Genomic DNA, 25,757 nt, shown 5'->3' on the forward strand with positions numbered 1-25,757 from the left:
CCAGCACGGAGTAACCCGCCATGGCCTTTACCATCGAAGTGGAAGAGTGGGTCGGTAGTGTCTGGCACCGCTTCATCACCCGTCGCGCCAGCCCGGATTTCCCGGAAGCACGGGTCGATCTCGAGAGCATGCAGCGTCCGCTGTCGCTGCTGTTCCGCGCTATGGGTGGCGCCAGCGGGGTCGGCGTCGAAGCCGCCAGCGCGCGTGATCTGCTGCTCAGGCGCAACCTGCTGCAACAGGTCGCCGGGACCTGCAAGCAACTGCCGGTGGCTTGGTGCGACGCCAGCAATCTGCGGCTGCCGCAGAGCCTGGCGGTCTACCCGGAAGTCTCGCTGAATCAGGACCTGTATCGCTGGCTGGCGCTGCTCGCCGCGCAGGCTGGGCAGATGCGACACTGGGCGCGCGACAACCAGCGCTGGACCCAGGCCATCCTCGAGCAGTTTCCGGCCATGCGCGCGCGTTACCGGCGGCTGGTCGAGGCCCATCTGCAGCTGCGCCCGGACCCGAGCCAGCTGCCCAAGGCCGAGGCTGCATTGGAAAGCGCGTTGTGCCAGGCCCTGCGCGAGCCGGGCAGCGTCAGCCAGTTCCCGCGCAGCGAGCGCGCGCCTTGGCCGCTGCCGCTGTGGCTGTATCCGGCGGACAACCTAGGCGAGCCCCAGGCCGCCCAGCGCGCTGAGGAAGGCGAGGGCAATCTGGAAACCCCGCCCGGCGGCGAGTCGCGCCAGCGCAAGCGGGCTCGGCGGGTCGAGGAAAGCTCGAGCAAGGGTGGCCTGCTGCTGTTCCGTCTGGAGAACCTGTTCAGCTGGTCCGAACACATCGAGCTGGACCGCTGCGGCGACGACACCGAGGACCTGGACGCGGCCCGTGTCGCCGAGGATCTCGACGAACTGGCGCTGTCGCGTCAGCGCATGCGGCAGGGCGGCGGGCTCAAGCTGGATCTGGACCTGCCGGCCGCGGACTTCGACGATGTGCCGCTGGGCGAGGGCATCAAGTTGCCCGAGTGGGATTATCGCAAGCAGCGTCTGCAGAAGGATTTCGTCAACCTGCAGCTGATGCTGCCGCGCGGCTCGGAAGCCAAGCCGTTGCCGCTGCACCTGTCGCCGCTGGCGCGGCGCCTGCGTCGGCAGTTCGAACATCTGCGCAACGACCGCCAGTGGCTGCGCCAGCAACCCCAGGGTTCCGAGCTGGACATGCAGGCCTGGCTCGACTTCCACGTCGAGCGGCAGAACGGCCAGTGCGCCGAGCGTGGTCTGTTCATGGAGCAGCGGCAGAACCGCCGCGACCTGGCCTGCCTGCTGCTGGCCGACCTGTCGATGTCCACCGATGCGCACCTGGACAACGAGCACCGGGTGATCGATGTGGTCACCGACAGCCTGCTGCTGTTCGGCGAGGCGCTGTCGGCGGTGGGCGATCCCTTTGCGCTGTACGGCTTCTCCTCGCTGCGCCGCCAGCAGGTGCGCATGCAGGAGCTGAAGAGCTTCCGCCAGCCCTACGGCGACGAGACCCGCGGCCGTATCCAGGCGCTCAAGCCCGGCTATTACACGCGCATGGGCGCGGCCATTCGCCAGGCCACCGAACTGCTCGGCGCCTGCAAGCAGCGGCGTAAGCTGTTGCTGCTGGTGACCGACGGCAAACCGAACGATCTGGATCTGTACGAAGGCCGCTACGGTGTCGAGGACACCCGCCAGGCGGTGATGGAGGCACGCAAGCAGGGCCTGCTGCCGTTCTGCATCACCATCGACCGCGAGGCCGGCGATTACCTGCCGTACATGTTCGGCGCCAACGGCTACACCCTGATCAAGGAGCCGCAGCAGCTGCCGTTCCGCCTGCCGCAGCTGTACAAGCAGCTGACCCAGCCGTAGGCGGGCAATGGCGGATATCGCGGTGTGCTACAGCCGCCGCGGTTCTGTATTGCAGGACGGTAGGGTGGATGTAGCTTTTCACGTCCACCGAGCAGCCGCTCGGTGGATGGCCATTCCGTGAAATCGGTGAGGCGCGATCCATCCTGCGACCGACGGGGTTCGTTGGCCGGGCGGCTGGCGTGGCATGTAGGGTGGGTGGCGCTGTTCACGCCCGCGGCGCACCTTCGTACGGATCGGTTAAGCGTGATTCGCCCTGGCGATCAGAACAGATAGCGCGGCAGCCAGACGATCATCACCGCGCAGAAGATGCTGAGGGCTATGCAGAACCAGAGGAAGCGCCGTTGGCGGCGTTCCGGGGCGCTGTCGGCGTGCTCCGGCAGGGGCATGCCGCAGTTGCTGCATTCGGCTTCCCCCGGCGGATTGTCTTGCTGGCAGTACAGGCACTTGGGCATATGGTGCTCCTCCTCGCCAGCAAAGCCTGACACGCGGCCCGCGCCGCCGACTTTGATGGCGATCAACTCACTCGAACTGCTCGAGCCGCTGGCGATCGAGGATGGCGATCTGCCGACCTTCCTGGGTGATGATGCCCTCGTCGATCAGGCGCCGGATGATTCGCGAAAAGGTCTCCGGCTGGATCGACAGGTGCCCGGCCACCAGCTGCTTGGCCATCGGCAGTTCGAAGCTGTTGCTGTCGTCCTTGACCCGTGCCAGTTGCGTCAGCAGATAGCGCACCACGCGGTGCGTGGCGTTCTTCAGCGACAGGGTCTCGATCTCGTTGATGCGCTGGTGCAGGCGCACGCAGAGCTTGCCGAGCAGGGCGAAGGTCAGCCGCTGGTTGGCCTCCAGCAGACGCATGTAGGCCGCGTTGGAGAAGCGGTAGACCTGCGACGGGCAGACCGCCTGGGCCGAGGCCACGTAGTTGGGGGTGTCCATCAGCATCATGGCTTCGGCGAAGGTCTGGCGGTTGCCGATGACCTCGAAGACCTTCTCCTGGCCGTCCGGCGTCAGGCGGTAGACCTTCACTGCGCCGGAGATGACGAAATAGAAGTTGTGCGCCGGCTCGCCCTGATGGAACAGGTTGTCGCCCTTGTCCAGGTTGAGCAGCTGGCTGGAGTTGAGCAGTTCTTCCATCTGCTCTTCGTTGAGCGGTTCGAACAGGTGATGGCTGCGGAGAATCTGGTGGTGTACGCGGTGAAGCACCATGCAAGGCGTCCTGTTTCAGTGGAACGATTACTACAACGTCGGCCTCAGCCTAGCGCATGTGGTGTCGGTGGCGCATGTCGGACGTTGACCAACGTCAAGGTTCGGCGTGCGAGTGAACGCCGCCGCCCGGTGCGATCAATACAGGCGGGCGACGAAACCGTCACGCCAGAGCGGCGCGGCGAACAGCTGCGGGTAGCGCTCCAGTGCGTCGACCAGGCGCTGCAGGCCCAGCTCGCGCTGGTCGGCTTCGGACAGCGCCTCGGCGCCGCGGAGCAGATCGATCAGCAAACCGTGCAGCGCGGCATCCGCGGCTTCCGGCAGCTTGCAGTTGGCGACGAGGTAGCTGGTCGCCGCCTCGATGTCGCGCTGTAGCTCGGCGGCCGCCTGGTCACCGATCGATTCGCCCGGGGCATCCGGCAGGCTACGCTGGACCGCTTGGTGAATGCGCGTCATACCCTCGCGCAGGGCCTCGTCAGTGCTCCAGCGGACACCCGGCCGGGGCTCGATCACTGCCGCTTGGTCATGCTGGCCATGATCGTGGGCCATTGCCGCCTGGGCGGTGCCGGCCACCATGCTGAGGGCGAAGCCGCTGGCCATGGCGACCATGGAGGCCATGGCCACACCCCAGGCGAGCGGTTGCAGGTACTGTTTCATGGCTGTGTCACCCCGATGCGTTGAGCCTCATCCGCGTTGGCGGTGAGCGGCGCTTCGGCGTTGCGGAACAGCACGTTGTTTTCGAGGTGGATGTGCTGCATCAGATCGTCACGCAGCTCCTCCAGCCCGCGATAAAGCGCTCGCCAGGTGTTGCAGGCGTTGCCCGGTGGGGTGATGTCGTTGGTCAGCAGCGCCAGTCGTTGCAACGCGTTGCCGTGTTCCTGATGCTCGTAGCGCATCACCGAAATCGGCCCCTGGGCCTGTGGAAAGCCCATGCCGCGCTGCAGCATCGGGAAGAGGATCTGTTCTTCCTTGAGCATGTGGCTTTCCAGTTCCTGTTGCATGTTCCACAGGTGCTCGGCCAGGCCGTTGGGGCAGCCCGGCTTGCTGCCGTGGACCTGCTCGACGCGGCTGGCCAGGCGGATCAGCTCGGGCAACTGGTCGCGGTGGCGCTCGTGGAAGCGCGCGAGGATGTATTCGATCAGCTGCCCCGCGGGCATGCTGCGCCAGTCCCTGTCTTCGGCGTCGGGTTCCAGGGCGAGCAACGCATCGGCGATATGTTGCGGATCGGCTTCGATGCGCTGGGCAGCCTCGCGCAGCGACAGATCACCGCCGCAGCAGAAATCCAGGCGGTACTGGCGGAACACGCGGGTGGCGCCTGGCACTGAACAGGCGAGATTGCCGAGGGTCTGGTCGAGTAGGTCGGTCATGGCAGCGATCCTGATGCGTCCTGATAAACATGCACGGGTCATCGCAACAGGCGTGCCAGATGCCGGGCCGGCGCCAGCGGGCGTTTTGGCGCGGCCGCTGGTGAAATCTACCCGGAGTGGTTATGGTGTTCAAAACCCGGAGGGTAACTGGAACCATGATGGCTGACGCACTGCTTGCCGACCTGACCACCGAGCTGCCCAACGCCGTGCGCTTGCAACGCCTCGTGCATACCTTGCAGCAGCATTTCAATTGCGGCGCGGTGGTGCTGTTGCGCCTGGACGAGGACAGCCTGCGTCCGCTGGCCGCGGTCGGGCTGGTGCAGGAAGCGCTCGGCCGGCGCTTCGTCGTCGCCCAGCATCCGCGGTTGGCCGCGATCCTCTCGCAACGCGAGCCGACCTGGTTCGAGCCAAACAGCCGCCTGCCCGATCCTTACGACGGGTTGCTCGACGCGCACGTCGGCGAGCCCTTGCCGGTGCACGACTGCATGGGCGTCAGCCTTTACGTCGAAGGCAAGCTCTGGGGCGCGCTGACCCTCGATGCGCTGCACGCCGGCACCTTCGGCGACGACGCCCGCTGCGACCTGCAGCGCTATACGTTGATCATCGAAGCCGCCGTGCGGGTCACCCGCCTGGAGCACGAGAACCGCGGCCTGCGTCTGGCCCGCAGTGATGTGCTGGAGTCGTCGCAGGATCACGGCGAAGGCGAAATTCTCGGTCAGAGCGACGCGATTCGCGAGCTGTTGCGCGAGTTGCAGGTAGTCGCCGATTCCGAGCTGCCGGTGCTGCTGCTGGGCGAAACCGGGGTCGGCAAGGAGCTGTTCGCGCGCTGGCTGCATCGCCATTCGCGGCGACGCAACAAGCCGCTGGTGCATGTGAATTGCGCGGCGCTGCCGGAATCACTGGCCGAAAGCGAGTTGTTCGGCCACGTCAAAGGCGCCTTCTCCGGCGCCACTACCGATCGTCCGGGTCGTTTCGATGCAGCCAACGGCGGCACGCTGCTGCTCGACGAGGTCGGCGAGCTGCCGCTGACGGTGCAGGCCAAGCTGCTGCGTACCCTGCAGAACGGCGAGATCCAGCGCCTCGGTGCAGACAAGCCGCGCCAGGTGGACGTGCGCATCATCGCCGCGACCAACCGCAACCTGCGCGACAGCGTGCGTGACGGGCATTTCCGTGCCGATCTCTATCACCGGCTGTCGGTCTATCCGGCGCCGATCCCGCCATTGCGCGAGCGTGGTAACGACGTGCTGATCCTCGCCGGGCACTTCCTTGAACTCAACCGTGCGCGCCTGGGACTACGCAGCATGCGGCTGTCGCCAGCGGCCGAGCGGGCGCTGCTGGCTTATTCCTGGCCGGGCAACGTGCGCGAACTGGAGCATGTGGTCAGTCGCGCGGCCCTGCGCCTGCTCAGCCGCGGCGCCTCGCGCAGCGAAATTCTCACCCTGGAGCCCGACTTGCTGGATCTGGACAGCCACGCCGCGGGCACGGAAGCGCCGGCGTTGGCCGAGCAGCCGGTGGCGGTCGACGAGATACTGTCGCTGCGCCAGACGGTGGATGCAGCGCAGCGCCGGGCCATCGTCTGCGCCCTGGAAGCCTCCGCCGAAAACTGGGCGCAGGCGGCGCGACTGCTGGATGTCGACCCGAGCAACCTGCACAAACTGGCGCGGCGGCTGAAGCTGAAGTAGCGCCTGTCGGGCGGCCAGAGTCGTCGTCGGCGCGCCATGGTCTAACCTCACAGCACAACCTCGAGGAGATGCCAATGGCCCTGGACCAGAACGAATTCGAAGCGCTGCTGAACGAGGCGCAAGCCTTTGCCGAGCGCGCCGCCAGCGAGAACAATCCGCTGCATTACCGCGACGCGTTCGCTGCCAGTCTCAAGGCCATGCGCCTGCTCGGCGAGGAATCCGGCGCCTGGCGGCAGATGGTGGCGCGGGCGACCGAGGAATTCGAGGGTGACGAGGGCATCTGACAGCGACTGCCTGCGCTTGGCACCCACCGCGATGCAGGTCGATCCGCTGCATTTCGTCGCATTGGCCACGTCCGAGCAATCTTGACCCCTATCAATGCTGGCCACTGGTCAGCTGCCTAGACTGCCGGCTGTTTTCCGTTCAGCCGAACGACCGCCGCGCCGCCTGTGCGTGGCGCGCATGTACCCGAATGTCTAGGAGTTGTCATGCACCTGGTCTGCCCGGCAGGAAGCCTGCCCGCGCTCAAGGCCGCCGTCCAGCAGGGCGCCGATGCCATTTATGTCGGTTTTCGCGACGACACCAACGCCCGCCATTTCGCCGGCCTCAATCTCGATGAAAAGCAGCTCGACAAGGGCCTGCAGCTGATCCGTGAAAAGGGCCGGCAGCTATACATTGCCGTCAACACCTATGCCCAGCCGGACGGCTGGAATCGCTGGCAGCGCGCCGTCGACCAGGCCGCCGACATGGGCGTCGATGCGCTGATCGCCGCCGACCCCGGCGTGCTCGGCTATGCCAGCAAGCGCCATCCCAAGCTCAAGCTGCACCTGTCGGTACAGGGCTCGGCGACCAATGCCGCGGCGCTGGGCTTCTATCAGCAGCGCTACGGCATCAGCCGTGCGGTGCTGCCGCGGGTGCTTTCGCTCAAGCAGGTCAAGCAGGTCGCGGCGAGCAGCCCGGTGCCCATCGAGGTGTTCGCCTTCGGCAGCCTGTGCATCATGGCCGAGGGGCGTTGCCACCTGTCTTCTTATCTCACCGGCGAGTCGCCGAACCTCTGTGGCGTCTGCTCGCCGGCCAAGGCGGTGCGCTGGAGCGAGGAGCCGGAAGGGCTGACCTCGCGCCTGAACAACGTGCTCATCGACCGCTACGCCGAAGGCGAATCGGCCGGTTACCCGACGCTGTGCAAGGGCCGCTTCATGGTCAACGGCCAGCGCTTCCATGCGCTGGAGGAACCGACCAGCCTGAACACCCTGGACCTGATCCCGGAACTCTCCGCCATCGGCGTCACCGCGATGAAGATCGAAGGTCGTCAGCGCAGCCCGGCCTATGTCGAGCAGGTCACCCGGGTCTGGCGCGCCGCGCTGGACAGCTACCTTAAGGCGCCGCAGCGCTACGCGGTCGAACCCGGCTGGCGGCAGGTGCTGGATGGCCTTTCCGAAGGCTCGCAGACCACCCTGGGTGCCTACCACCGCGCCTGGCAATGAACGAGGAGCCACGCATGAAACTCTCTCTCGGCCCGGTGCTGTTCTACTGGGATCGCCAGCAGACGCTGGATTTCTACGCAAACATGGCGGAGCAGCCGCTGGACGTGATCTATCTCGGCGAAACGGTCTGCTCCAAGCGCCGCGCCATGATGCTCGACGACTGGCTGGGGCTGGCCCGCGACCTGGCCGAGGCCTCCTCGGCTCAATTGGTCCTGTCCGGTCTGACACTGGTCGAGGCGGCTTCAGAACTGTCCAGCCTGCGCCGCCTGTGCGACAACGGCGAGCTGCTGGTCGAAGCCAACGACATGGGCGCGGTGCAGCTGATGTCCGAGCGCAAGTTGCCCTTCGTCGGCGGCCCGGCGCTCAACCTCTACAACGGCCATGCCCTGGCCGAGCTGGTGGCCAGCGGCATGAGCCGCTGGGTGCCGCCGGTGGAAGCCTCCGGCAAGCTGATCAAGAGCGCCCGCGCGCAACTGCAGGAGCTGGGCGTGGCGCTGCCGGAAATCGAAATCTTCGCCTACGGGCACTTGCCGCTGGCCTATTCGGCGCGTTGCTTCACCGCGCGTGCCGAGAACCGCCCCAAGGACGACTGCCAGTTCTGCTGCCAGAACTATCCCGAGGGCATCCCGCTGCTCAGCCAGGAGGGCGAGGCGCTGTTCACCATCAACGGTATCCAGACCATGTCCGCCGCGGTCAGCAACCTGCTTGCCGACTACGCGGGCCTGGTCGACAGCGGCGCCGACCTGCTGCGCCTGAGCCCGCGGGCCGCCGGCATGGAAGAGGTGATTGGCGCCTTCGATACGGTGCGCAAGGGTGCGCTGCCGCCGCTGGCGGTGGATGGTTGCAATGGTTATTGGCATGGCCAGCCGGGCATGCTGCGTGCCGAGGAGGCCGGTTTATGCTGAAGCCGCGAGCCCATCTGGTGAATCTCGGTGGCCGCCTGCTGCCGCTGGCGGCGAAGACGCCATTCCTGCTCCAGCGCCTGGCGCTGGAGCGTAGCCTCAATCAGGTATTCGCCGAAGCTCTGGATGATGGTGCGTTCGACGTGCTCGATGGCCACTGGATGAAGCTCGAGGTCGCCGACCTCGGACTCGCCTGGTGCCTGACCTGCGAGCGCGGCAAGCTGCGCATCGCCGCACAGGCGCCGGTAGAGGTGAGCATCCGCGGCAACTGGCGCGAGTTTCTGTTGCTGGCCAGCCGTCAGGAAGACCCGGACACCCTGTTCTTCCGCCGCCGGTTGGTCATCGAGGGGGACACCGAGCTGGGCCTGGCGATCAAGAACCTGATCGACAGCCTCGACCCCGACACCCTGCCGAGCTGGCTGTGGAAGCTGCTGCAGGGCGCGGGAGAGGAGGTGGCCGCGGCCAATCGGGCGCAGGCCGCCAACGCCTGAGCGAGGGAGCGCTGAGCGCGCCGGTGACTATCCCGGTGCGCTATTGGCGTCGCTCCGCGTAGCAGGCCAACCCCTGCGGAATCTCATCCCGCGCGCAGCTGCATCCGGTCGCTGGCGATGATGTCCTTCATGTCTTCCAACAGCGCCATGATCTCTTCCTCGCTGCAGTCTTCCCGGTAGCGCTTGCGCAGGCCGTAGCTGCTAAGGGTGATGTGCACGTCGGGCGTCACGCCGTGCTGCGCCAGGCAGGCACGCGCGCAATGCATCGGACAGCCGTCGATGGCCAGGATCGGCCGGCCGGAATTGGCCTTTTTCACCAGCGCCGCGACACGACCACCGACGCCGGCTATGCAGGACATTTCCGCGAGTCCGGCGCGATCGAGTCGTACCGCCAGGGTGTTGGCCAGCTGGGCGACGTTCGAGCATCCCGAGCAGGAGTAGACCAGCGGCAGGGGCGTGGTGACAGTCATGGCATGTTCCCGGCAGCGTCTTGACGCTGGCCATTTTCCAAGCCGAATGCCTGGCTGGCTTTGACAGCAATCAAGAACGCTGAGGCGCTCTGTCGCAGGTCATTCGTCATAGGCCGCCAGCTTGCGGTGGTCGAGGATCTCGATGCGTCGGCGCTGGACGGAGATGGTCCCGGCGTCGATCAGGCGATGCAGGATGCGCGAAAAGGTTTCGGGCTGGATGCCCAGCTTCGAAGCGATCAACCGCTTCGGCACGTCGAGCATCACCACGCCGCTGTCGTCCTGCTGCGACTGGGCGAGAAAGCGCACCACCCGATGACTGGCGTTGGCCAGGGTGAGGGTGTCGATCTCGGTCATGCGCTGGTGCAGGCGGATGCTCAGGGTGGCGAGGATGTCGAGGCAGATATCCGGCTGCTGCTCGAGAATGCGCCGGTAGTGCGGCCCGTTCAGGCTGGCCACCAGGCTGGCCTTGAGCGCCGTGGCGCTGACCGGATAGCTGGGCGTGCCCTTGAACAGCAGCGCTTCGGCGAAGGACTCACCGGCGCGCATCACTTCCACCAGCTTCTCCTGGCCGTCGCAGACCACTCGATGCAGCTTGATCTGGCCGCTGAAGAGGAAATAGAAGCGGTCAGCCCTGTCGCCCTGATGAAACAGCGAGGCACCGGTCGGCAGGCGCTTCAGGTTGGCCGAGGCGCAGACTTCCTGCAGCGCGGCATCCGGCAACCGGCTGAACAGATGATGGCGGCGCAATTCGGCGATCAGCGAATGTTCGGTGAGCATGTGTCCTCCCCCGGACGAACCGGGTTTACCAGGCTGCATCCTATGAGGCGGCACGCGGAGAGTTCCTTGACGCTGGACAAGTCTGCCGGCCATGGCGATGCGACCGCTCGGCAATCGCTTGAGCTGGCTTGACGATGGTCAATTCGGTAACAGGGTTCCGCCTCTAAAGTCGCACCATATTGTGTTTCAAGTCAGAAACAACACTACATATGGTATGGAGGCGTGGATGCCCAGGCAGGCAGAAGTGACAAAACCGGTTTCATTGCGCAAGCGCGACGGCCGCCTGGCGGCGTTCGACATGGCGAAGATCGAGCGTGCGATCGCGGCCGCCGGCGCGGCCACGGGCGAATTCGGTGCGTCGGAGGCTCATGCCCTGGCCGAGGCGGTCTGCCTGCAGCTGGCCCATCGCACGGCGGTGGAGGTGGAGCAGGTACAGGATGGTGTCGAGCGCACGCTGATGGCTGCCGGCCACTTCGACACGGCGCGCGCCTACATCGTCTACCGCGAGCGCCACGCGCGGCTGCGCCGCGATCGCAAGGCGGTGGTGGACGTCGCGGCCTCGATGAACGAATACCTCTCGCGCGAAGACTGGCGCGTACGGGCCAACGCCAACCAGGGCTATTCACTGGGTGGGTTGATCCTCAACGTGTCGGGCAAGGTCACCGCCAACTACTGGCTGGACGAGGTCTACAGCCCGGAGATCGGCACGGCGCACCGCGAAGGCGATCTGCATATCCACGACCTGGACATGCTCGCCGGCTACTGCGCCGGCTGGTCGCTGCGCACGCTGCTTACCGAGGGCTTCAACGGCATTCCCGGGCGAGTCGAGGCGGGCCCGCCGAAGCACCTGTCCAGCGCCCTGGGGCAGATGGTCAACTTCCTCGGGACGCTGCAGAACGAGTGGGCCGGCGCCCAGGCGTTCAGCAGCTTCGATACCTATCTCGCGCCCTTCGTGCGCAAGGACCAGCTTGGTTTCGATGAGGTGCGCCAGGCGATCCAGGAGTTCATCTACAACCTCAACGTGCCGTCGCGCTGGGGCACGCAAACGCCGTTCACCAACCTGACCTTCGACTGGGTCTGCCCGGAAGACCTGCGCGAGCAGATCCCCTACATCGGCGGCGAGGAAATGCCCTTCGCCTACGGCGAGCTGCAGGCCGAGATGGAGCTGATCAACCGCGCCTACATCGAAGTCATGCAGGCCGGTGACGGCCTCGGCCGCGTGTTCACCTTCCCGATCCCGACCTACAACATCACCCACGATTTTCCCTGGGACAGCGACAACGCCGAGCGCCTGTTCGAGATGACCGCGCGCTACGGGCTGCCGTACTTCCAGAACTTCCTCAACTCGGACATGCAGCCCAACCAGGTGCGTTCCATGTGCTGCCGCCTGCAGCTGGACGTGCGCGAGCTGCTCAAGCGTGGCGGCGGATTGTTCGGCTCGGCCGAGCAAACCGGTTCGCTGGGCGTCGTGACGATCAACTGCGCGCGGCTGGGTTACCTCTACCGAGGCGACAAGGCGGCCCTGCTGGCGCAGCTGGATCGCCTGCTGGAGATGGCGCGGCAGAGCCTGGAGGTCAAGCGCAAGGTCATCCAGCAGCATATGGATGCCGGGCTCTACCCTTACACCAAGCGTTACCTCGGCACCCTGCGCAATCACTTCTCAACCATCGGCGTGAACGGCCTGCACGAGATGCTGCGCAACTTCACCGATGACGCCGAGGGGCTGCACAGCGAAGCCGGCCGCGCGCTGGCGCTCGAGGTGCTCGATCACGTGCGGGCGCGGCTGGTGCAGTTTCAGGAAGACACCGGGCACCTGTACAACCTCGAGGCGACGCCGGCCGAGGGCACCACCTATCGTTTCGCCAAGGAAGACCGCAAGCGTTTTCCGGACATCCTCCAGGCGGGTACGGCCGAGGCGCCGTACTACACCAACTCGTCGCAGCTGCCGGTCGGCTTCACCGACGACCCGTTCGAGGCCCTGGCGCTGCAGGACGAACTGCAGTGCAAGTACACCGGCGGCACCGTGCTGCACCTCTATATGGCCGAGCAGATTTCCTCGGCCGAGGCCTGCAAGAAGCTGGTACGCAATGCGCTGTCGCGCTTCCGCCTGCCCTACCTGACGGTGACGCCGACCTTCTCGATCTGCCCGGTGCACGGCTATCTCGCCGGCGAGCACGAGTTCTGCCCGAAATGCGATGAGGCGCTGCTGCAGCAGGCCGAAGCGGCCCGGGCCGTCTGAGCTGCGACCCCTTGCCCCGCAGCTCCGCACCGTGCGGCGCTGCATACTCACACCCCAGCAAGTAAGGAGAAGCAACATGAGCCAAGCCAGCCAACTGCCCCAGGACCAGCGCCAGCGTTGCGAAGTCTGGACCCGCGTGATGGGCTATCACCGCCCGGTAGCCGCCTTCAATCCTGGCAAGCAGTCCGAGCACCGCGAGCGTCTGCATTTCACTGAAGCCGCGGCGCGGTGACCGCAGCACTTCGCGTCGGGGGGCTGGTCCCCCTGACCACGCTGGATTTTCCCGACCATCTGGCCTGCGTGCTGTTCTGCCAGGGCTGCGGCTGGCGCTGTCGTTACTGCCACAACCCGCAGCTGATTCCCGCCTGTGGCAACGAGGAAAAGCCCTGGTCGGAGATTCTGGCGTTCCTCGAGCAGCGCGTCGGCCTGCTCGAGGCGGTGGTGTTCAGCGGCGGCGAGCCCACCCTGCAGAGCGCGCTGCCCGAGGCCATCGCCCAGGTGCGGGCGCTGGGCTACAAGGTCGGCCTGCACAGCGCCGGCATCAAGCCGAAGCTGTTCGCTAACATTCTGCCACTGGTGGACTGGGTCGGTTTCGACGTCAAGGCGCTACCCGAACAGAGCACGGCGATCACCGGCGTGGATGGCAGCGGCAAGGCCAACTGGAAGAGTCTCGAGCATCTACTTGAAAGTGGCGTCGAGCATGAATGCCGGACCACCGTGCACTGGCAGCTGTTCGATGCCGATAGCCTTTGGGACATGGCCCAGCGCCTGCGCCGGCTGGGTGTCGAACGCTTCGCCGTGCAATGCGTGCGCACCGCGAGAATGCTCGACGACGGCCTCGCCGAGAGCCGCGCACCCTACGACCAGCAGCGCTTGTGGGAGCGCATGGATCGGCTGTTCCCGTCATTCGTGTTGCGCGGTTAGTCGCAGGCGTTCCCTGCACCCCCTGGTCGTGCATGCGGTGCGGAAGGGAGCGCAGGCGCTCCTACCGTGATGGCCCTCCACGCTCTGTAGGGTGGGCTTCAGCCCACCTAGAACAGGCGACTCACCAGCCCCAGAACTGCAACCACCAGCCGTAGCCGACCAGCGCACAGCCGGCGTTGACGCAGGCGAATGCCAGTAGCCGGCGTAGGCCGTTGCCGCCGTGCCGGCTGATGACGTTCCAGGCCAGGTACAGACTCCAAGCCACGGCGCCGATGAGCAGCGCGGCGCGTGCCGGCTGCGCCCAGGCCAGCAGGAAGCCCTCGTAGCGCAGCAGCTTGACCGTGGTCGCCGAGAGGCCGAGAAACAGCCCGGCGCCACCCAGCGGTACCAGCGCCAACGCCAGGTGCTGGAACACATTGTCGCCGCGGCGCATGACGCGTACAGCCGCACGCAGCAGGAGCCACAGCGCACCGCCGATCAGCAGCGAGGCACCGAAGATGTAGGTGAGGATCACGGCGCCATCGAGCCAGGTGAAGGCGTCGTTGGCCTGCGGATAATGGGTCAGCAGCCACCAGGGCGCGTTGGCTTCCAGCGGCCAGAAGATGTCGCGATCCACCAGCCATTCCGCCGCGGCCTGCTTGAGGTCGATGAACCAGGGGCTGACGGTCCACTGGAACGCGCCCATGGCCAGGCCGATCATGCCGAACAGCAGCAGGGTGCTGTCCCAGTGCTCGCCTTGCCGCTGGCCGCCGACGATGAGAATTTCCGCGTTCGGCGAACGGGCGCTCAGCTGCACTGCGCCACGCTGTCCGCTGCAGCGGCCGCAGGCATGGCAATCGGCGTTGCCCTGCATGCGGCGAATGTCGATCAGCGGGGCGCAGTTAGGTGTCGGCAGGTGCGGTTCGCGATTCTCCAGCCAGCGCTGTTCGTCGACCTTGTAATGCACCGGCGCCAGCCGGGCGAGCAGGGCGAACACGCCGCTGACCGGGCACAGATGGCGGCACCAGACCCGCTTGCCGCGACCGTAGAGAAAGCCCACCAGCATCGCCGCGACGGTGGAACCACCGAGAATCAGCAGTGCCGCCTGGGCGTAGTCGTAGACGCTGATCAGCTGGCCATAGACGGTGGTGAGGATGAAGGCGATGGTCGGCCAGCCGCTCCAGCGCACCCAGCGCGGCGTGCGCTTGTTCAGCCCACGCCAGCTGATCCATTCGCTGAGCGAACCTTCGGGGCAGAGCACACCGCACCACAGGCGGCCAAAGAAGATCATCGACAGCAGCACGAAGGGCCACCACAGGCCCCAGAAGATGAACTGCGCCAGTACCGTCAGGTTGTCGAGCATGCCGGCCTGGGCCGGCGGCAGGTCGAGAAAGGCCGGAATCACCAGCAGCGTCAGGTAGAACCCCACCACCAACCATTGCAGCGTGCGGATGGCCTTCGCATGCTGGCGCAGCAGATCACCGAGTCGCGCCAGCCACGGCGCCTGGGTGATCATGCCGGCCTCGCAGCGAGCTGCACCTGCGCCCGCGGTTTGAGCCAGGCCCATGCGGCGAGCCAGTACAGGGCAAGTGTCACCACCGCGGCCAGTGACGGCATGGCGCGGTAGCCGGTGAGGCCGGCCAGTGTGCCGCCCAGCGCGCCGCCGTCATCCAGCAGGGCCGAGGTATCCCAGAGCGGATCGCCGAACACGGTGTAGAGCACTTCCGGTACATCCATGCCCATCAGCTGGCCGCTGAAGCGGTCCAGTGCGGCCATCAGCAGGGCGCCACCGAGCAGCAGCAACATCACCTCGCTGACCTGGAAGAAACGCCGCCAGCTGAAGTAGCGGCTGCCAGCCTGCAACGCGGCATAACTAAGCAGGGCGAGGACAAAGCCCAGGACTCCGCCGATGACGAAGCCGGTGAGATCCTGGCCCTGCTGCTGGTTGCCGATGCCGTAGAGGAACACCACCGTCTCGCTGCCTTCGCGCCCGACGGCGAGCATGGCCAGCACCAGCAGGCCGAAGCCGCTGCCCTGGCTGAGCTTGTCCGCCGCGCTGTTCTGCAGGCTGGTCTTCAGCGTGCGACCGTGCTGATGCATCCAGCCGACCATGTGCAGGATCAGCAGACTGGCTACCAGCAGCATCGCGCACTGGAACCATTCGCCACCGCTGCCGGCCAGCCAGTCGCCGGCGCGCAGCACGCCCCAGCCCAGCGCGACGGCCAGGCCGAGCCCGGCAGCAACGCCGGCCCAGAGCATGCGCAGGGCGTTGCCGGCGCCCGGTTGCTGGCGTAGCCAGGCATGCAGGATGCCGATGACCAGCAGGGCCTCGACGCTTTCGCGCCAGACGATGAACATGGATTGGCCCATGGATGTGCTCCTTAACTACTTGGCGACGATCTCGCCCTCGGGAAGATCCATATGGAATTCGTCGAAGAACGGATAGCGGCCCGGCTTCAACGGGTGGATCACGACGAAGGAGGTCACGCCCGGTGACAGCACCTTCTCGACGCGCAGCGGCGTGCTCTCGAACTCGGTCGGCCCGTTGCCGGCGTTGTGCACGATGATCTTGAAGCGCTGACGGGCCGGCACCTCCAGGGTCGCCGGCTCGAAGTGGCCGTCACGGATGGTCAGCTCGTAGGTCGGCAGCGCGGCCTGCACCGGGCCCGCAAGCCCGGCCAGCAGGGGCAGCGCGCCGAGCAGCGAACGCCCGGCGCGGTCCATCAGTAGCCCCCTTTCTTGCCGATGCCGGCGTAGGTGAACTCGTAGTTCAGCTCGCAGCCTTCGAACCAGGGCGCGACGCCGGTTTCCTTGTCGGTGTGGCGACCGAACATGTTGTGCCCCGAGCCTGGCGGCAGGATCTTGTAGGTCAGCTGGTACTTGCCGGGGCCGAGCAGCTTGACGTTGTCTCCATAATGCGGCCCGTCGTTGGCGACCATCGGGTGGAAGTCGCCTTCGACCACTTCGTCGGAACCCTTCTTGCGCAGCGTGTAGTGAATGCTCAGGTAGGGCACGAAGCTGCCTTCCTGCCAGCCGTTGCGGTTGTCTTCGGTGGCGCTGATGTCGGCCTCGAGATGCACGTCGGACTCGGCGGCGGCGCGCATCATGCCCGGCGGGTCCATTTCGACCGGCTGCAGGTACACCGCGCCGACCTCCATGCCACCGCAGTGCTGCGGTTCGCCGATGGGGTATTCCTTCGCCTGGGCGAGCGGGGTGAGCAGCAGGGACGTGATGGCGAGTGTGGCGGGGATGCGCATTGGGAAAGCCTCCGGAAAAGCAGAAAAGGACGGAGTGAAGATTGCATCTGCGCTTCCGAATGATAATGATTCGCGTCAATTTCCCAAGAAATATTTTGTTACCGGTAGCCGTATGCAAGCCCGTATGCGGTTGCAGACCGCTCTCCGCGGGCGTCGGCGGACTGCTGCGACCGGTCGTCACAGGGGCGTCGTAGCACTGGTCCCTGCCGTGTCGAAGCCCTGGCGGCGCGAACCGTCGCCGGGGGAATCCTCTAAGATGGTGCACCTTTCGTTTCCGGGGACTTCATGCAACCGCCCGTAGCTCTCGATGCCCGCACCGCGCGAATCCTGCCGTGGCTGGTGGCCATCGCCTTCTTCATGCAGACGCTGGACGGCACCATTCTCAATACCGCGCTGCCGGCCATGGCCCGCGACCTGGCCGAGAACCCTTTGCGCATGCAGGGTGTGGTGATCGCCTACATGCTCACGGTGGCGTTGCTGATTCCGGCATCGGGCTGGATCGCCGATCGTTTCGGCAGTCGGCGGATCTTCGTCGCAGCCATCGTGCTGTTTTCCCTGGGCTCGCTGCTTTGCGCGCTGTCCACCAGCTTCAACCAGCTCGTCGCATCCCGCGTGCTGCAGGCGTTGGGCGGCGCGCTGATGCTGCCGGTCGGGCGGCTGGTGGTGCTGCGGGCGTTTCCACGCAGTGAATTCGTGCGAATCATGGCCTTCATTGCGTTGCCGGGGCTGGTCGGGCCATTGCTCGGGCCGACCCTGGGCGGCTGGCTGGTGGAGTACGCCTCCTGGCACTGGATCTTCCTGATCAATCTGCCGGTGGGCGTGATCGGCTGTATCGCCGCGTTGCGCTTTATGCCGGACCTCAAGGGGCCGGAGCGGGTGCGTTTCGATACCCTGGGTTTCGTGCTGTTCGGTGTCGCGATGGTGCTGATCACCATTGCCCTGGAAGGGCTCGGTGAGATGCACATGCCGCATGCGCGGGTGACGCTGCTGCTGTTCGGCGGTGCCGCCTGCATGGCTGCCTACTGGCTGCGTGCCGGGCGCATCGAGGCGCCACTGTTCAGCCCCAAGCTGTTCCATACTCGCAGCTTCGCGGTCGGCATCTTCGGCAACCTGTTCGCGCGCCTGGGCGGCGGCGCTCTGCCATTCCTGGTACCGCTGCTGCTACAGGTGGCGTTGGGCTATTCGCCGGCGCAGGCGGGCATGAGCATGATCCCGCTGGCGCTCGGCGCGATGGCGGTGAAATCCCTGGCCAAGCCGATCATCGACCGCCTCGGATATCGTCGCCTGCTGATCGGCAACACCTTGCTGCTCGGCTGCCTGATCGCCAGCCTGGCGACCATCGGCACGCAGACGCCGACCTGGCTGCTGCTGGTGCATCTCGGGCTGATCGGCATGGTCAACTCCATGCAGTTCACCGCAATGAACACCGTCACCCTGATCGGTCTCAGCCATGCCGACGCCAGCAGCGGCAACAGCCTGCTGTCGGTGGTGGTGCAACTGTCGATGAGCCTTGGTGTCGCCACCGCCGGCGCGCTGCTCGGCGGCTTCACCGTGGAGGGTGCGGCGGACAGCGAGGTGCTGCACGCCTTCCAGCTGACCTTCCTCTGCGTGGGTGCCATGGCCATGCTCGCGGCCGCGCTGTTCCTGCAGCTGGAGCCCCGCGACCCCGGCCACGACGATGACTCGCGGCGCGCGGTTGACGTGGGCGAATAGGTCCGCCCGTTTGCGCTGATATGTAAGGTTTCAGGTCATGTCGTTCGGCTTTCTCATCACGCCTCAAGCGCGGGCTTGATCGCGATGGCCATTGCGCCGCCGCGAACCCGCTGCATTTGTTTACCTGTTCAAGTAAACATTATCGACCTGTCGTATAAGGCTACATATCGTTGCAGCTCTGGACTGGCATTCTGCCGTTATGGAAGGAGCGAAGGAATGAACGGGATGAGCCTGGCCTGGCTGCTGATCGGAGGATCGCTGTGCAGCGTGATGGTGCTGCTGGTTCTGCTATGGCTGCTGTGGCTGGAACGCAAGAGCCAACGCTGCGAGCTGACGGTGTTGCGTGAACTGCTCGACGGCTTAGGGCAGGTGATCGTGCGGCTGGAGAAGGACAAGGCCGAGCTGACATCGGGGTTGCGCGCGGAAAAGGCCCACGTCGCCCAGTTGTGTCGGCAGATCGAGCTGCTGCGGCGCTGAATTTGTTGTTTGTACGAACATATTGCTTCGAATGGCTGGTGTGTGCGGCTATGATGCGCTCCTATTTGTTATAAAAACTACAATCTTGGAGGTTCCATGCATCCCCGGGTCGTCGAAGTCACCGAGCGCCTGATCGAGCGCAGCCGTCCGACGCGCGAGGTCTATCTCGCCATGATTCGTGCCGCCGCGAGCGCCGGGCCGGCCCGCAACGCGGCGCAGTGCGCAAACTTCGCCCATGGTGTCGCCGGTTGTGGCGCCCAGGACAAGCAGCGCCTGCGGCTGCCTGATGCGGCCAACGTCGCCATCGTCACCGCCTACAACGACATGCTCTCGGCGCACCAACCCTACGAGGACTACCCCGAGCGCCTGCGCCAGGCGCTGCGCGAGATCGGCTCGGTGGGCCAGGTGGCCGGTGGCGTGCCGGCGATGTGTGATGGCGTAACCCAGGGCGAGCCGGGCATGGAGCTGGCCATTGCCAGCCGCGAGGTGATCGCCATGAGCACGGCGGTGGCGCTGTCGCACAACCTGTTCGACGCCGCGCTGCTGCTCGGCATCTGCGACAAGATCGTTCCTGGCCTGCTGATCGGTGCGCTGCGCTTCGGTCATCTGCCGGCGCTGTTCGTGCCGGCCGGGCCGATGCCCTCCGGCCTGGCCAACAAGGACAAGGCCGCGGTGCGCCAGCGTTACGCCGAAGGCAAGGCTGGCCGCGACGAGCTGCTCGCTGCCGAGATGCAGGCCTATCACAGCCCCGGCACCTGCACCTTCTACGGCACCGCCAACACCAATCAGATGCTGATGGAAGTGATGGGCCTGCACCTGCCGGGCTCGTCCTTCGTCAATCCGGGTACGCCGCTGCGCGATGCGCTGACCATCGAGGCGGCGCGCCAGGTCACGCGGCTCACGCCTCAGGGGGGCTGCCACACGCCCCTCGGCGAGCTGGTCGACGAGCGCGTGCTGGTCAACGCCGTGGTCGCGCTGCATGCCACCGGCGGCTCGACCAACCACACCCTGCACATGCCGGCCATCGCTCAGGCGGCGGGCATTCAGCTGACCTGGCAGGACATGGCCGACCTCTCCGAGGTGGTGCCGACGCTGGCCCGCGTCTATCCCAATGGCTCGGCGGACATCAATCACTTTCATGCCGCTGGCGGTGTCGCGCTGCTGGTGCGCGAGCTGCTCGACGCCGGCCTGCTGCACGACGATGTGCATACCGTGATGGGGCGAGGCCTGCATCGCTATACCCAGGAGCCCTTCCTCGAGGATGGTCGGCTGACCTGGCGTGAAGGGGCTGCGCAAAGCCTTGACGACAGCATCCTGCGCCCCGTCGCGCGACCGTTCTCCGCCGAGGGCGGATTGCGACTGATGAGCGGCAACCTTGGGCGCGGCGTGATGAAGGTGTCCGCCGTGGCGCCGGAGCATCGCGTCGTGGAGGCGCCGGCGCGGATCTTCTCCGATCAGCTGGAGCTGGTGGAGGCGTTCAAGGCCGGCGAGCTGGAGCGTGATTTCGTCGCCGTGGTGCGTTTCCAGGGGCCGCGCGCCAATGGCATGCCCGAATTGCACAAGCTGACGCCCTATATCGGCGTGCTGCAGGATCGTGGCTTCAAGGTCGCGCTGGTCACCGACGGGCGCATGTCCGGTGCGTCGGGCAAGGTGCCGGCGGCGATCCATGTCTGCCCGGAAGCGATCGATGGCGGGCCGCTGGCGCGGCTGCGCGATGGTGATCTGTTGCGCGTCGACGGTCAGGGCGGCGTGCTCGAGGTGCTGGTGGATGCCGCCGAGCTGGCCGATCGCTTGCCGGTAGCGGCGCCGGCGGCGGGCGTACAAGGTTGTGGCCGCGAGCTGTTCGGCTTCATGCGGGCGGCGTTCAGCTCCGCCGAACAGGGCGCCAGTGTGTTCACCGCCGGGCTGGAGGTGCTGCGATGAGGCTGGCGCTGGTCGGTGATATCGGTGGCACCAACGCGCGCTTCGCGCTGTGGCGGGACTCGCGGCTGGAGTCGGTGCGGGTACTGGCGACAGCGGATTTCGTCACGCCCGAAACGGCGGTTGAGTATTACCTGGCATCTCTCGGGTTGGCGCCGGGCAGCGTCGAGGCGGCCTGTCTGGCCTGCGCCGGGCCGGTCAAGGGCGAGCAGTTCACCTTCACCAACAATCACTGGCGGCTGACGCGCCGCGACTTCTGTGGCGCCCTGCAGTTGGACGAGCTGCTGCTGATCAATGACTTCGCCGCGATGGCGCTGGGCATGACGCGGGTAGGCGAAGCGGGGCGGCGCATGATCTGTGCTGGCGCGGCCGAGGTGGACGCGCCAGCGCTGGTCATTGGGCCGGGTACCGGGCTTGGCGTCGCCGCACTGATGCCCTTGGGCGGTGGCAACTGGCGTGCGTTGCCGGGGGAGGGCGGGCACGTCGATCTGCCCGTGGCGGATGCGCACGAGGCGGCGCTGTGGCAGATGCTGTTTGCGCAGCTTGGCCATGTGCGTGCCGAAGACGTGCTCAGCGGCGGTGGCCTGTTGCTGCTCTACCGGGCGGTCTGTGCCCTGGCCGGTTTGTCGCCGCGACTGGCGTCGCCGGCTGAAGTCACCGCGGCCGCGCTCGCGGGCGATCATGTGGCGGTGGCGACCCTGGAGCAGTTCTGCGTGTGGCTCGGCCGGGTTGCCGGCAACAACGTGCTCACGCTCGGTGCGCGCGGCGGGGTGTATATCGTCGGTGGTGTCGTGCCGCGTTTCGCCGATTTCTTCGCGGCCAGTGGTTTTGCTCACGGCTTTACCAGCAAGGGCTGCATGAGCGGCTATCTTGGCGATGTGCCGGTGTGGCTGGTGACTGCTGAGTTTCCGGGGCTGGAGGGCGCCGGGGTGGCGCTGGAGCAGGCGCTGGCGCGCTGATCCGGCGCTTTCCGGTGTGTGATGGCGGGATATTGTTAAAGCAACATCTCCGCCGGCGCGGTTGCTCTAGCTCGGCTCTTCATCCGCCGGATAGCGGCTCGCGTTGAGGCTTTCCTTCACCTTGCGCAGGTGCGGCTGGAAATCCACGCCGCGGCGCAGGGTCATGCCGGTGGCGAGCACGTCGAGCACGGTGAGCTGGATGATGCGCGAGGTCATCGGCATGTAGATGTCGGTGTCCTCGGGCAGCGGAATGTTCAGGCTCAGCGTGCTGGCCTGCGCCAGTGGCGAGCCGGCGGCGGTCAGGCCGAGTACTGAGGCGCCGTTCTGGCGGGCGATGCGCGCCACCTCCACGAGCTCGCGGGTGCGCCCGGTGTAGGAAATGATCACGAACAGCTCGCCCGTGTGCGCCACCGAGGCCAGCATGCGCTGCATCAGCACGTCCGAATGCGCGGTGACCGCCAGGTTGAAGCGGAAGAACTTGTGCTGCGCATCCAGCGCCACCGAGGCCGAGGCGCCGAGGCCGAAGAAGTGGATCTGCCTGGCCTGGATCATCAGGTCCACGGCGCGGCTGACCAGTTGCGGATCGAGGCTCTGGCAGGCGCTGTCCAGCGAGGCGATGGCCGAGCCGAAGATCTTGCGCGTGTACTCCGCCGGGCCGTCGTCGGGTTCCACTGCCTGACTGACGTAGGCGGCGCCGCTGGCCAGGCTCTGCGCCAGCTGCATCTTCAGTTCCGGGTAGCCGCTGACGCCGAACGAGCGACAGAAGCGATTCACTGTCGGCTCGCTGACCTGCGCGGTCTGCGCCAGGGTGGCGATGCTGAAGCGGGTGGCCTGCTGCGGGTTGCGCAGGATCACCTCGGCGACCTTGCGCTCGGCCTTGTTGAGGTCTTCGATGCGGCGCTGGATCTGCTCGAGCAGGTTGTGTACGCGGTCCATGTCGGTCCTGATGCGGCTTGCCAAAGGGGTTGCCTATCCTACTGAGGGCGCTGCGGAGCGGCCACAGGTATCTAAATTTGCGGTAAATGTTGTTTTTATTACTACATTGAACTTGAATAGCAGGGCGTCGCCGTGTATTCATAGTGCAGTTTTAGTAGAAGAACAAACATCATGACGCCATTATCTGTCGAACCCTGCACCCTGGCGCTGTTCGGCGCCCTCGGTGATCTGGCCCTGCGCAAGCTGTTTCCCGCGCTCTATCAGCTCGATCGCGCCGGCCTGCTGCCAACCGAAACGCGCCTGCTCGCGCTCGCTCGTGAGAGCGGCGAGGCGGCGAGCCATCTGGCGATGATCGAAGAACATCTGCGTCGCCACGTCGGCGAGCGCGAACTCGACGAAGCCGTGCTGCAGCGCTTCATCGCGCGCCTGGACTACCTGAGCATGGATTTCCGCCGCGCCGAGGATTTCGCTGCGCTGGCGGACAAGGCCGGCAACGCGGAAAGCATCGTCGCCTTCTTCGCCACCCCGGCTTCCGTCTACGGCGCGATCTGCGCCGGGCTGGCCGAGGCGGGGCTGGCCGAGCGCACCCGCGTGGTGCTGGAAAAGCCCATCGGTCATGACCTGGAATCTTCCCGCGAAGTGAACGACGCGGTGGCGCGCTTCTTCCCGGAAGACCGCACCTATCGCATCGATCATTACCTGGGCAAGGACACGGTGCAGAACCTCATCGCCCTGCGCTTTGCCAACAGCTTGTTCGAGACGCAGTGGAACCAGAACCACATTTCCCATGTGGAGATCACTGTCGCCGAAACCGTCGGCATCGAGGGCCGCTGGGGCTACTTCGACCAGGCCGGCCAGCTGCGCGACATGATCCAGAACCACCTGCTGCAGCTACTCTGCCTGATCGCCATGGACCCGCCCAGCGATCTCTCGGCCGACAGCATCCGCGACGAGAAGGTCAAGGTGCTCAAGGCGCTGGCGCCCATCGCGCCGGAGCATCTTGGTCAGCAGCTGGTGCGCGGCCAGTACGTCGCCGGCAGCATCCTTGGGCGTCAGGTGCCGGGCTATCTGGAGGAGGAAAACTCCAACACCCAGAGCGACACCGAGACCTTCGTTGCCCTGCGGGCCGAGATCTGCAACTGGCGCTGGGCGGGTGTGCCCTTCTATCTGCGGACCGGCAAGCGCATGCCGCAGAAGCTGTCGCAGATCGTCATCCACTTCAAGGCGCCGCCGCATTACATCTTCGCCCCCGAGCAGCGCCAGCTGATCGGCAACAAGCTGATCATCCGCCTGCAGCCGCAGGAGGGCATCTCGCTGCTGGTGATGACCAAGGACCAGGGCCTGGACAAGGGCATGCAGCTGCGCAGCGGCCCGCTGCAGCTGAACTTCTCGGAAACCTACAAGAGCCCGCGCATCCCCGACGCCTACGAGCGTCTGCTGCTGGAGGTGATGAAGGGCAACCAGAACCTCTTCGTGCGCAAGGACGAAATCGAATACGCCTGGAAGTGGTGCGACCAGCTGATCGACGGCTGGCAGCGCGTCGGCGCCCCGCCCAAACCTTATGCAGCAGGCAGCTGGGGACCGGCTGCCTCGATTGCCCTGATCAGCCGTGATGGCAGGAGTTGGTATGACGATCTCTAATCTCGATCTGCCCGTGCAGACCCTCGGTTTCAGCCTCGGCAACGCCGACCAGCTGGCCGGCGAACTGGCGCTGACCGTGAGCAACGCCCTGCGCGGTGCGATCGCCGAGCGCGGTGCGGCGACCCTGGTGGTGTCCGGCGGCCGCAGCCCGATCGCCTTCTTCGAGCGCCTGGCACAGCAGGAACTGGATTGGGCCAATGTCACCGTCAGCCTCGCCGACGAGCGCTGGGTGCCGGTCAGCCATCCCGACAGCAACGAAGGTCTGCTGCGTCGCCACCTGCTGCAGGGCCCGGCCGCCGCGGCGCGCCTGGTCGGCCTGTACCAGAGCGCGGCGAGCCTGGAAGAGGCCGCCGACCGCGCCCATGCCGCGTTGGCCGAACTGCCGCCGATCGACGTGCTGGTGCTGGGCATGGGCGAGGACGGCCACACCGCCTCGCTGTTTCCCGATAGCCCGAATCTGCAGCAGGCGCTCGACCCGCGTGGTACGCGGCGCTGCCTGCCCATGCGGGCACCGAGCGTGCCGCGCCAGCGTTTGAGCATGAGCCTGTCGTTGCTGGCCAGCGCCCGGCTGACCCTGCTCGCCCTGCACGGCCCGGGCAAGCTGGCCACGCTCAACCAGGCCCTGGCTGGCGAGCCCTACGAAGCGATGCCGATTCGCGCCTTCCTCGCCCGTCCCCTCGAAATCTACTGGTGCCCCTGAGGCCGCAAGGAATCTTCCATGACATCTATCCAAACCAGCGCCGACGCCATGAACGACAAGATCGCCCTGATCGACAAGTGGTGCAGCGCTGCGCGCATCCTGCCGGTGATCACCATCGAGCGTGAGGCGGACATCCTGCCGTTGGCCGACGCCCTGGCTGCCGGTGGCCTGCGCGTGCTGGAAATCACCCTGCGTTCGGCGCTGGGCCTGGGCGCCATTCGCCTGCTGCGCGAGCAGCGCCCGGAGCTGATCGTCGGCGCCGGCACCGTGCTCGACGCCAACATGCTCGAGCAGGCCGAGGCCGCCGGTGCACAGTTCATCGTCTCGCCCGGCAGCACGCCGGCGTTGCTCGAAGCCGCGTTGCAGGGCCCGCTGCCGCTGCTGCCAGGCGTGGCCAGCGCTTCGGAAATCATGCTCGGCTACGCCATGGGCTATCGCCGCTTCAAGCTGTTCCCCGCCGAGATCTGTGGCGGCGTGGCAGCGCTGAAGGCGCTGGGCGGGCCGTTCGGTGACATCCGTTTCTGCCCGACCGGCGGCGTCAATGCGCGCAATGCGCGGGATTACCTCAGCCTGGCCAACGTGATGTGCGTCGGCGGCACCTGGATGGTCGACGCCAAGGCCGTGCGTGCCGGCGACTGGGCCGCCATCGAAAGCGCCACGCGCCAGGCCCTGCAGGCGCTGGACAGCGCGCCGGCGGCCGAACTGCCGCGCGACTTCGACCTGCGCGCCGAGCGCGCCGAACAGCGCGAGCTGTAATCGTCCCAGCCCCTCGCGGCG

General features: G+C 66.2%; 27 protein-coding genes. 16 read left to right on the forward strand and 11 right to left on the reverse strand.

Annotation, left to right across the window (positions count from 1 at the left end):
- The first annotated feature begins 20 nt into the window (after positions 1–20).
- The gene (locus ACX1DW_RS21070; protein WP_208216715.1) at positions 21–1,862 is read left to right on the forward strand and encodes a nitric oxide reductase activation protein NorD; all 1,842 of its coding nucleotides are present in this window, start codon (positions 21–23) and stop codon (positions 1,860–1,862) included.
- Between the two features lie 260 nt (positions 1,863–2,122).
- Here the strand turns inward: ACX1DW_RS21070 and ACX1DW_RS21075 are convergent, their stop codons facing one another.
- The 4 genes from ACX1DW_RS21075 to ytfE form a co-directional block, all read right to left on the reverse strand.
- A complete protein-coding gene (locus ACX1DW_RS21075; RefSeq protein ID WP_095460801.1) occupies positions 2,123–2,314 on the reverse strand; it encodes a DnrP protein in 192 nt (63 codons plus the stop codon).
- Positions 2,315–2,381: 67 nt separating this feature from the next.
- Positions 2,382–3,065, reverse strand: a complete 684-nt coding sequence (locus tag ACX1DW_RS21080) for a Crp/Fnr family transcriptional regulator (protein ID WP_045633844.1) — start codon at positions 3,063–3,065, stop codon at positions 2,382–2,384.
- Positions 3,066–3,200: 135 nt separating this feature from the next.
- Positions 3,201–3,719: a hypothetical protein gene (locus ACX1DW_RS21085; RefSeq protein ID WP_053527701.1), complete on the reverse strand. Its 519-nt coding sequence runs from the start codon at positions 3,717–3,719 to the stop codon at positions 3,201–3,203.
- Positions 3,716–4,429, reverse strand: a complete 714-nt coding sequence (gene ytfE, locus ACX1DW_RS21090) for an iron-sulfur cluster repair protein YtfE (protein ID WP_110775961.1) — start codon at positions 4,427–4,429, stop codon at positions 3,716–3,718. The genes ACX1DW_RS21085 and ytfE overlap by 4 nt, the downstream gene beginning before the upstream one ends.
- Positions 4,430–4,584: 155 nt before the next feature.
- On the opposite strand from ytfE, the gene norR reads away from it, so the two are divergent.
- The 5 genes from norR to ubiT all read left to right on the forward strand — a co-directional run bounded on the left by norR (position 4,585) and on the right by ubiT (position 8,988).
- Complete coding sequence (gene norR / locus ACX1DW_RS21095) at positions 4,585–6,111, forward strand: nitric oxide reductase transcriptional regulator NorR (protein WP_110775962.1); 1,527 nt, start codon at positions 4,585–4,587, stop codon at positions 6,109–6,111.
- Between the two features lie 74 nt (positions 6,112–6,185).
- Entirely contained in the window at positions 6,186–6,395 is a 210-nt protein-coding gene (locus ACX1DW_RS21100; RefSeq protein ID WP_013983970.1) for a hypothetical protein, read from the forward strand.
- Positions 6,396–6,599: 204 nt separating this feature from the next.
- On the forward strand, positions 6,600–7,595 hold the full coding sequence (ubiU, locus tag ACX1DW_RS21105; protein WP_063542104.1) for a ubiquinone anaerobic biosynthesis protein UbiU: 996 nt from the start codon (positions 6,600–6,602) through the stop codon (positions 7,593–7,595).
- A gap of 14 nt (positions 7,596–7,609) precedes the next feature.
- Complete coding sequence (locus tag ACX1DW_RS21110; protein ID WP_013983969.1) at positions 7,610–8,500, forward strand: U32 family peptidase; 891 nt, start codon at positions 7,610–7,612, stop codon at positions 8,498–8,500.
- A complete protein-coding gene (gene ubiT, locus ACX1DW_RS21115; protein ID WP_110775963.1) occupies positions 8,494–8,988 on the forward strand; it encodes a ubiquinone anaerobic biosynthesis accessory factor UbiT in 495 nt (164 codons plus the stop codon). The genes ACX1DW_RS21110 and ubiT overlap by 7 nt, the downstream gene beginning before the upstream one ends.
- 83 nt (positions 8,989–9,071) lie before the next feature.
- Here the strand turns inward: ubiT and ACX1DW_RS21120 are convergent, their stop codons facing one another.
- Both ACX1DW_RS21120 and ACX1DW_RS21125 read right to left on the reverse strand, forming a co-directional pair.
- Positions 9,072–9,458, reverse strand: a complete 387-nt coding sequence (locus tag ACX1DW_RS21120; protein ID WP_110775964.1) for a putative zinc-binding protein — start codon at positions 9,456–9,458, stop codon at positions 9,072–9,074.
- Between the two features lie 99 nt (positions 9,459–9,557).
- Entirely contained in the window at positions 9,558–10,235 is a 678-nt protein-coding gene (locus ACX1DW_RS21125; protein ID WP_110775965.1) for a Crp/Fnr family transcriptional regulator, read from the reverse strand.
- Between the two features lie 226 nt (positions 10,236–10,461).
- Between ACX1DW_RS21125 and ACX1DW_RS21130 the strand changes: the two genes are divergently transcribed.
- From ACX1DW_RS21130 to ACX1DW_RS21140, 3 genes are all read left to right on the forward strand, one after another.
- Positions 10,462–12,474, forward strand: coding sequence for a ribonucleoside triphosphate reductase (locus ACX1DW_RS21130; protein WP_458992325.1), 2,013 nt, complete (start codon positions 10,462–10,464; stop codon positions 12,472–12,474).
- A gap of 76 nt (positions 12,475–12,550) precedes the next feature.
- Entirely contained in the window at positions 12,551–12,706 is a 156-nt protein-coding gene (gene nrdD / locus ACX1DW_RS21135) for an anaerobic ribonucleoside-triphosphate reductase (RefSeq protein WP_003287967.1), read from the forward strand.
- Positions 12,703–13,398 carry an anaerobic ribonucleoside-triphosphate reductase activating protein gene (locus tag ACX1DW_RS21140; RefSeq protein WP_458992326.1) on the forward strand — a complete coding sequence of 232 codons (696 nt, stop codon included), beginning with the start codon at positions 12,703–12,705 and terminating at the stop codon, positions 13,396–13,398. The genes nrdD and ACX1DW_RS21140 overlap by 4 nt, the downstream gene beginning before the upstream one ends.
- Before the next feature lie 121 nt (positions 13,399–13,519).
- Here the strand turns inward: ACX1DW_RS21140 and ACX1DW_RS21145 are convergent, their stop codons facing one another.
- The 4 genes from ACX1DW_RS21145 to ACX1DW_RS21160 are packed head-to-tail and all read right to left on the reverse strand — an operon-like array spanning position 13,520 to position 16,634.
- Positions 13,520–14,893 (reverse strand): 4Fe-4S binding protein, encoded by a 1,374-nt coding sequence (locus tag ACX1DW_RS21145; RefSeq protein ID WP_458992327.1) that lies wholly within the window; start codon positions 14,891–14,893, stop codon positions 13,520–13,522.
- A complete protein-coding gene (locus ACX1DW_RS21150) occupies positions 14,890–15,747 on the reverse strand; it encodes an FTR1 family iron permease (protein ID WP_458992328.1) in 858 nt (285 codons plus the stop codon). Before ACX1DW_RS21150 ends, ACX1DW_RS21145 begins: the two co-directional genes overlap by 4 nt.
- A gap of 15 nt (positions 15,748–15,762) precedes the next feature.
- Positions 15,763–16,101 (reverse strand): cupredoxin domain-containing protein, encoded by a 339-nt coding sequence (locus ACX1DW_RS21155; protein ID WP_458992329.1) that lies wholly within the window; start codon positions 16,099–16,101, stop codon positions 15,763–15,765.
- On the reverse strand, positions 16,101–16,634 hold the full coding sequence (locus tag ACX1DW_RS21160; RefSeq protein ID WP_200597723.1) for an iron transporter: 534 nt from the start codon (positions 16,632–16,634) through the stop codon (positions 16,101–16,103). Before ACX1DW_RS21160 ends, ACX1DW_RS21155 begins: the two co-directional genes overlap by 1 nt.
- A gap of 285 nt (positions 16,635–16,919) precedes the next feature.
- Between ACX1DW_RS21160 and mdtD the strand changes: the two genes are divergently transcribed.
- The 4 genes from mdtD (at position 16,920) to ACX1DW_RS21180 (ending at position 21,703) form a co-directional block, all read left to right on the forward strand.
- Positions 16,920–18,347, forward strand: a complete 1,428-nt coding sequence (mdtD, locus tag ACX1DW_RS21165; RefSeq protein ID WP_110775971.1) for a multidrug transporter subunit MdtD — start codon at positions 16,920–16,922, stop codon at positions 18,345–18,347.
- 216 nt (positions 18,348–18,563) lie between these two features.
- Entirely contained in the window at positions 18,564–18,824 is a 261-nt protein-coding gene (locus ACX1DW_RS21170) for a hypothetical protein (protein WP_063542127.1), read from the forward strand.
- Positions 18,825–18,920: 96 nt separating this feature from the next.
- The gene (gene edd / locus ACX1DW_RS21175) at positions 18,921–20,747 is read left to right on the forward strand and encodes a phosphogluconate dehydratase (RefSeq protein WP_458992330.1); all 1,827 of its coding nucleotides are present in this window, start codon (positions 18,921–18,923) and stop codon (positions 20,745–20,747) included.
- Positions 20,744–21,703 (forward strand): glucokinase, encoded by a 960-nt coding sequence (locus ACX1DW_RS21180; RefSeq protein WP_458992331.1) that lies wholly within the window; start codon positions 20,744–20,746, stop codon positions 21,701–21,703. The genes edd and ACX1DW_RS21180 overlap by 4 nt, the downstream gene beginning before the upstream one ends.
- A 66-nt stretch (positions 21,704–21,769) precedes the next feature.
- On the opposite strand, the gene ACX1DW_RS21185 is transcribed toward ACX1DW_RS21180, so the two are convergent.
- A complete protein-coding gene (locus ACX1DW_RS21185; protein ID WP_014820929.1) occupies positions 21,770–22,639 on the reverse strand; it encodes a MurR/RpiR family transcriptional regulator in 870 nt (289 codons plus the stop codon).
- 171 nt (positions 22,640–22,810) lie between these two features.
- Between ACX1DW_RS21185 and zwf the strand changes: the two genes are divergently transcribed.
- The 3 genes from zwf to ACX1DW_RS21200 are packed head-to-tail and all read left to right on the forward strand — an operon-like array spanning position 22,811 to position 25,736.
- On the forward strand, positions 22,811–24,280 hold the full coding sequence (gene zwf, locus ACX1DW_RS21190) for a glucose-6-phosphate dehydrogenase (RefSeq protein ID WP_106157688.1): 1,470 nt from the start codon (positions 22,811–22,813) through the stop codon (positions 24,278–24,280).
- Positions 24,267–24,980, forward strand: a complete 714-nt coding sequence (gene pgl, locus ACX1DW_RS21195; protein ID WP_458992332.1) for a 6-phosphogluconolactonase — start codon at positions 24,267–24,269, stop codon at positions 24,978–24,980. The genes zwf and pgl overlap by 14 nt, the downstream gene beginning before the upstream one ends.
- An 18-nt stretch (positions 24,981–24,998) precedes the next feature.
- Positions 24,999–25,736 (forward strand): bifunctional 4-hydroxy-2-oxoglutarate aldolase/2-dehydro-3-deoxy-phosphogluconate aldolase, encoded by a 738-nt coding sequence (locus ACX1DW_RS21200; protein ID WP_122098087.1) that lies wholly within the window; start codon positions 24,999–25,001, stop codon positions 25,734–25,736.
- Positions 25,737–25,757 lie beyond the last annotated feature (21 nt).

Source organism: Stutzerimonas sp. KH-1, assembly GCF_054483855.1.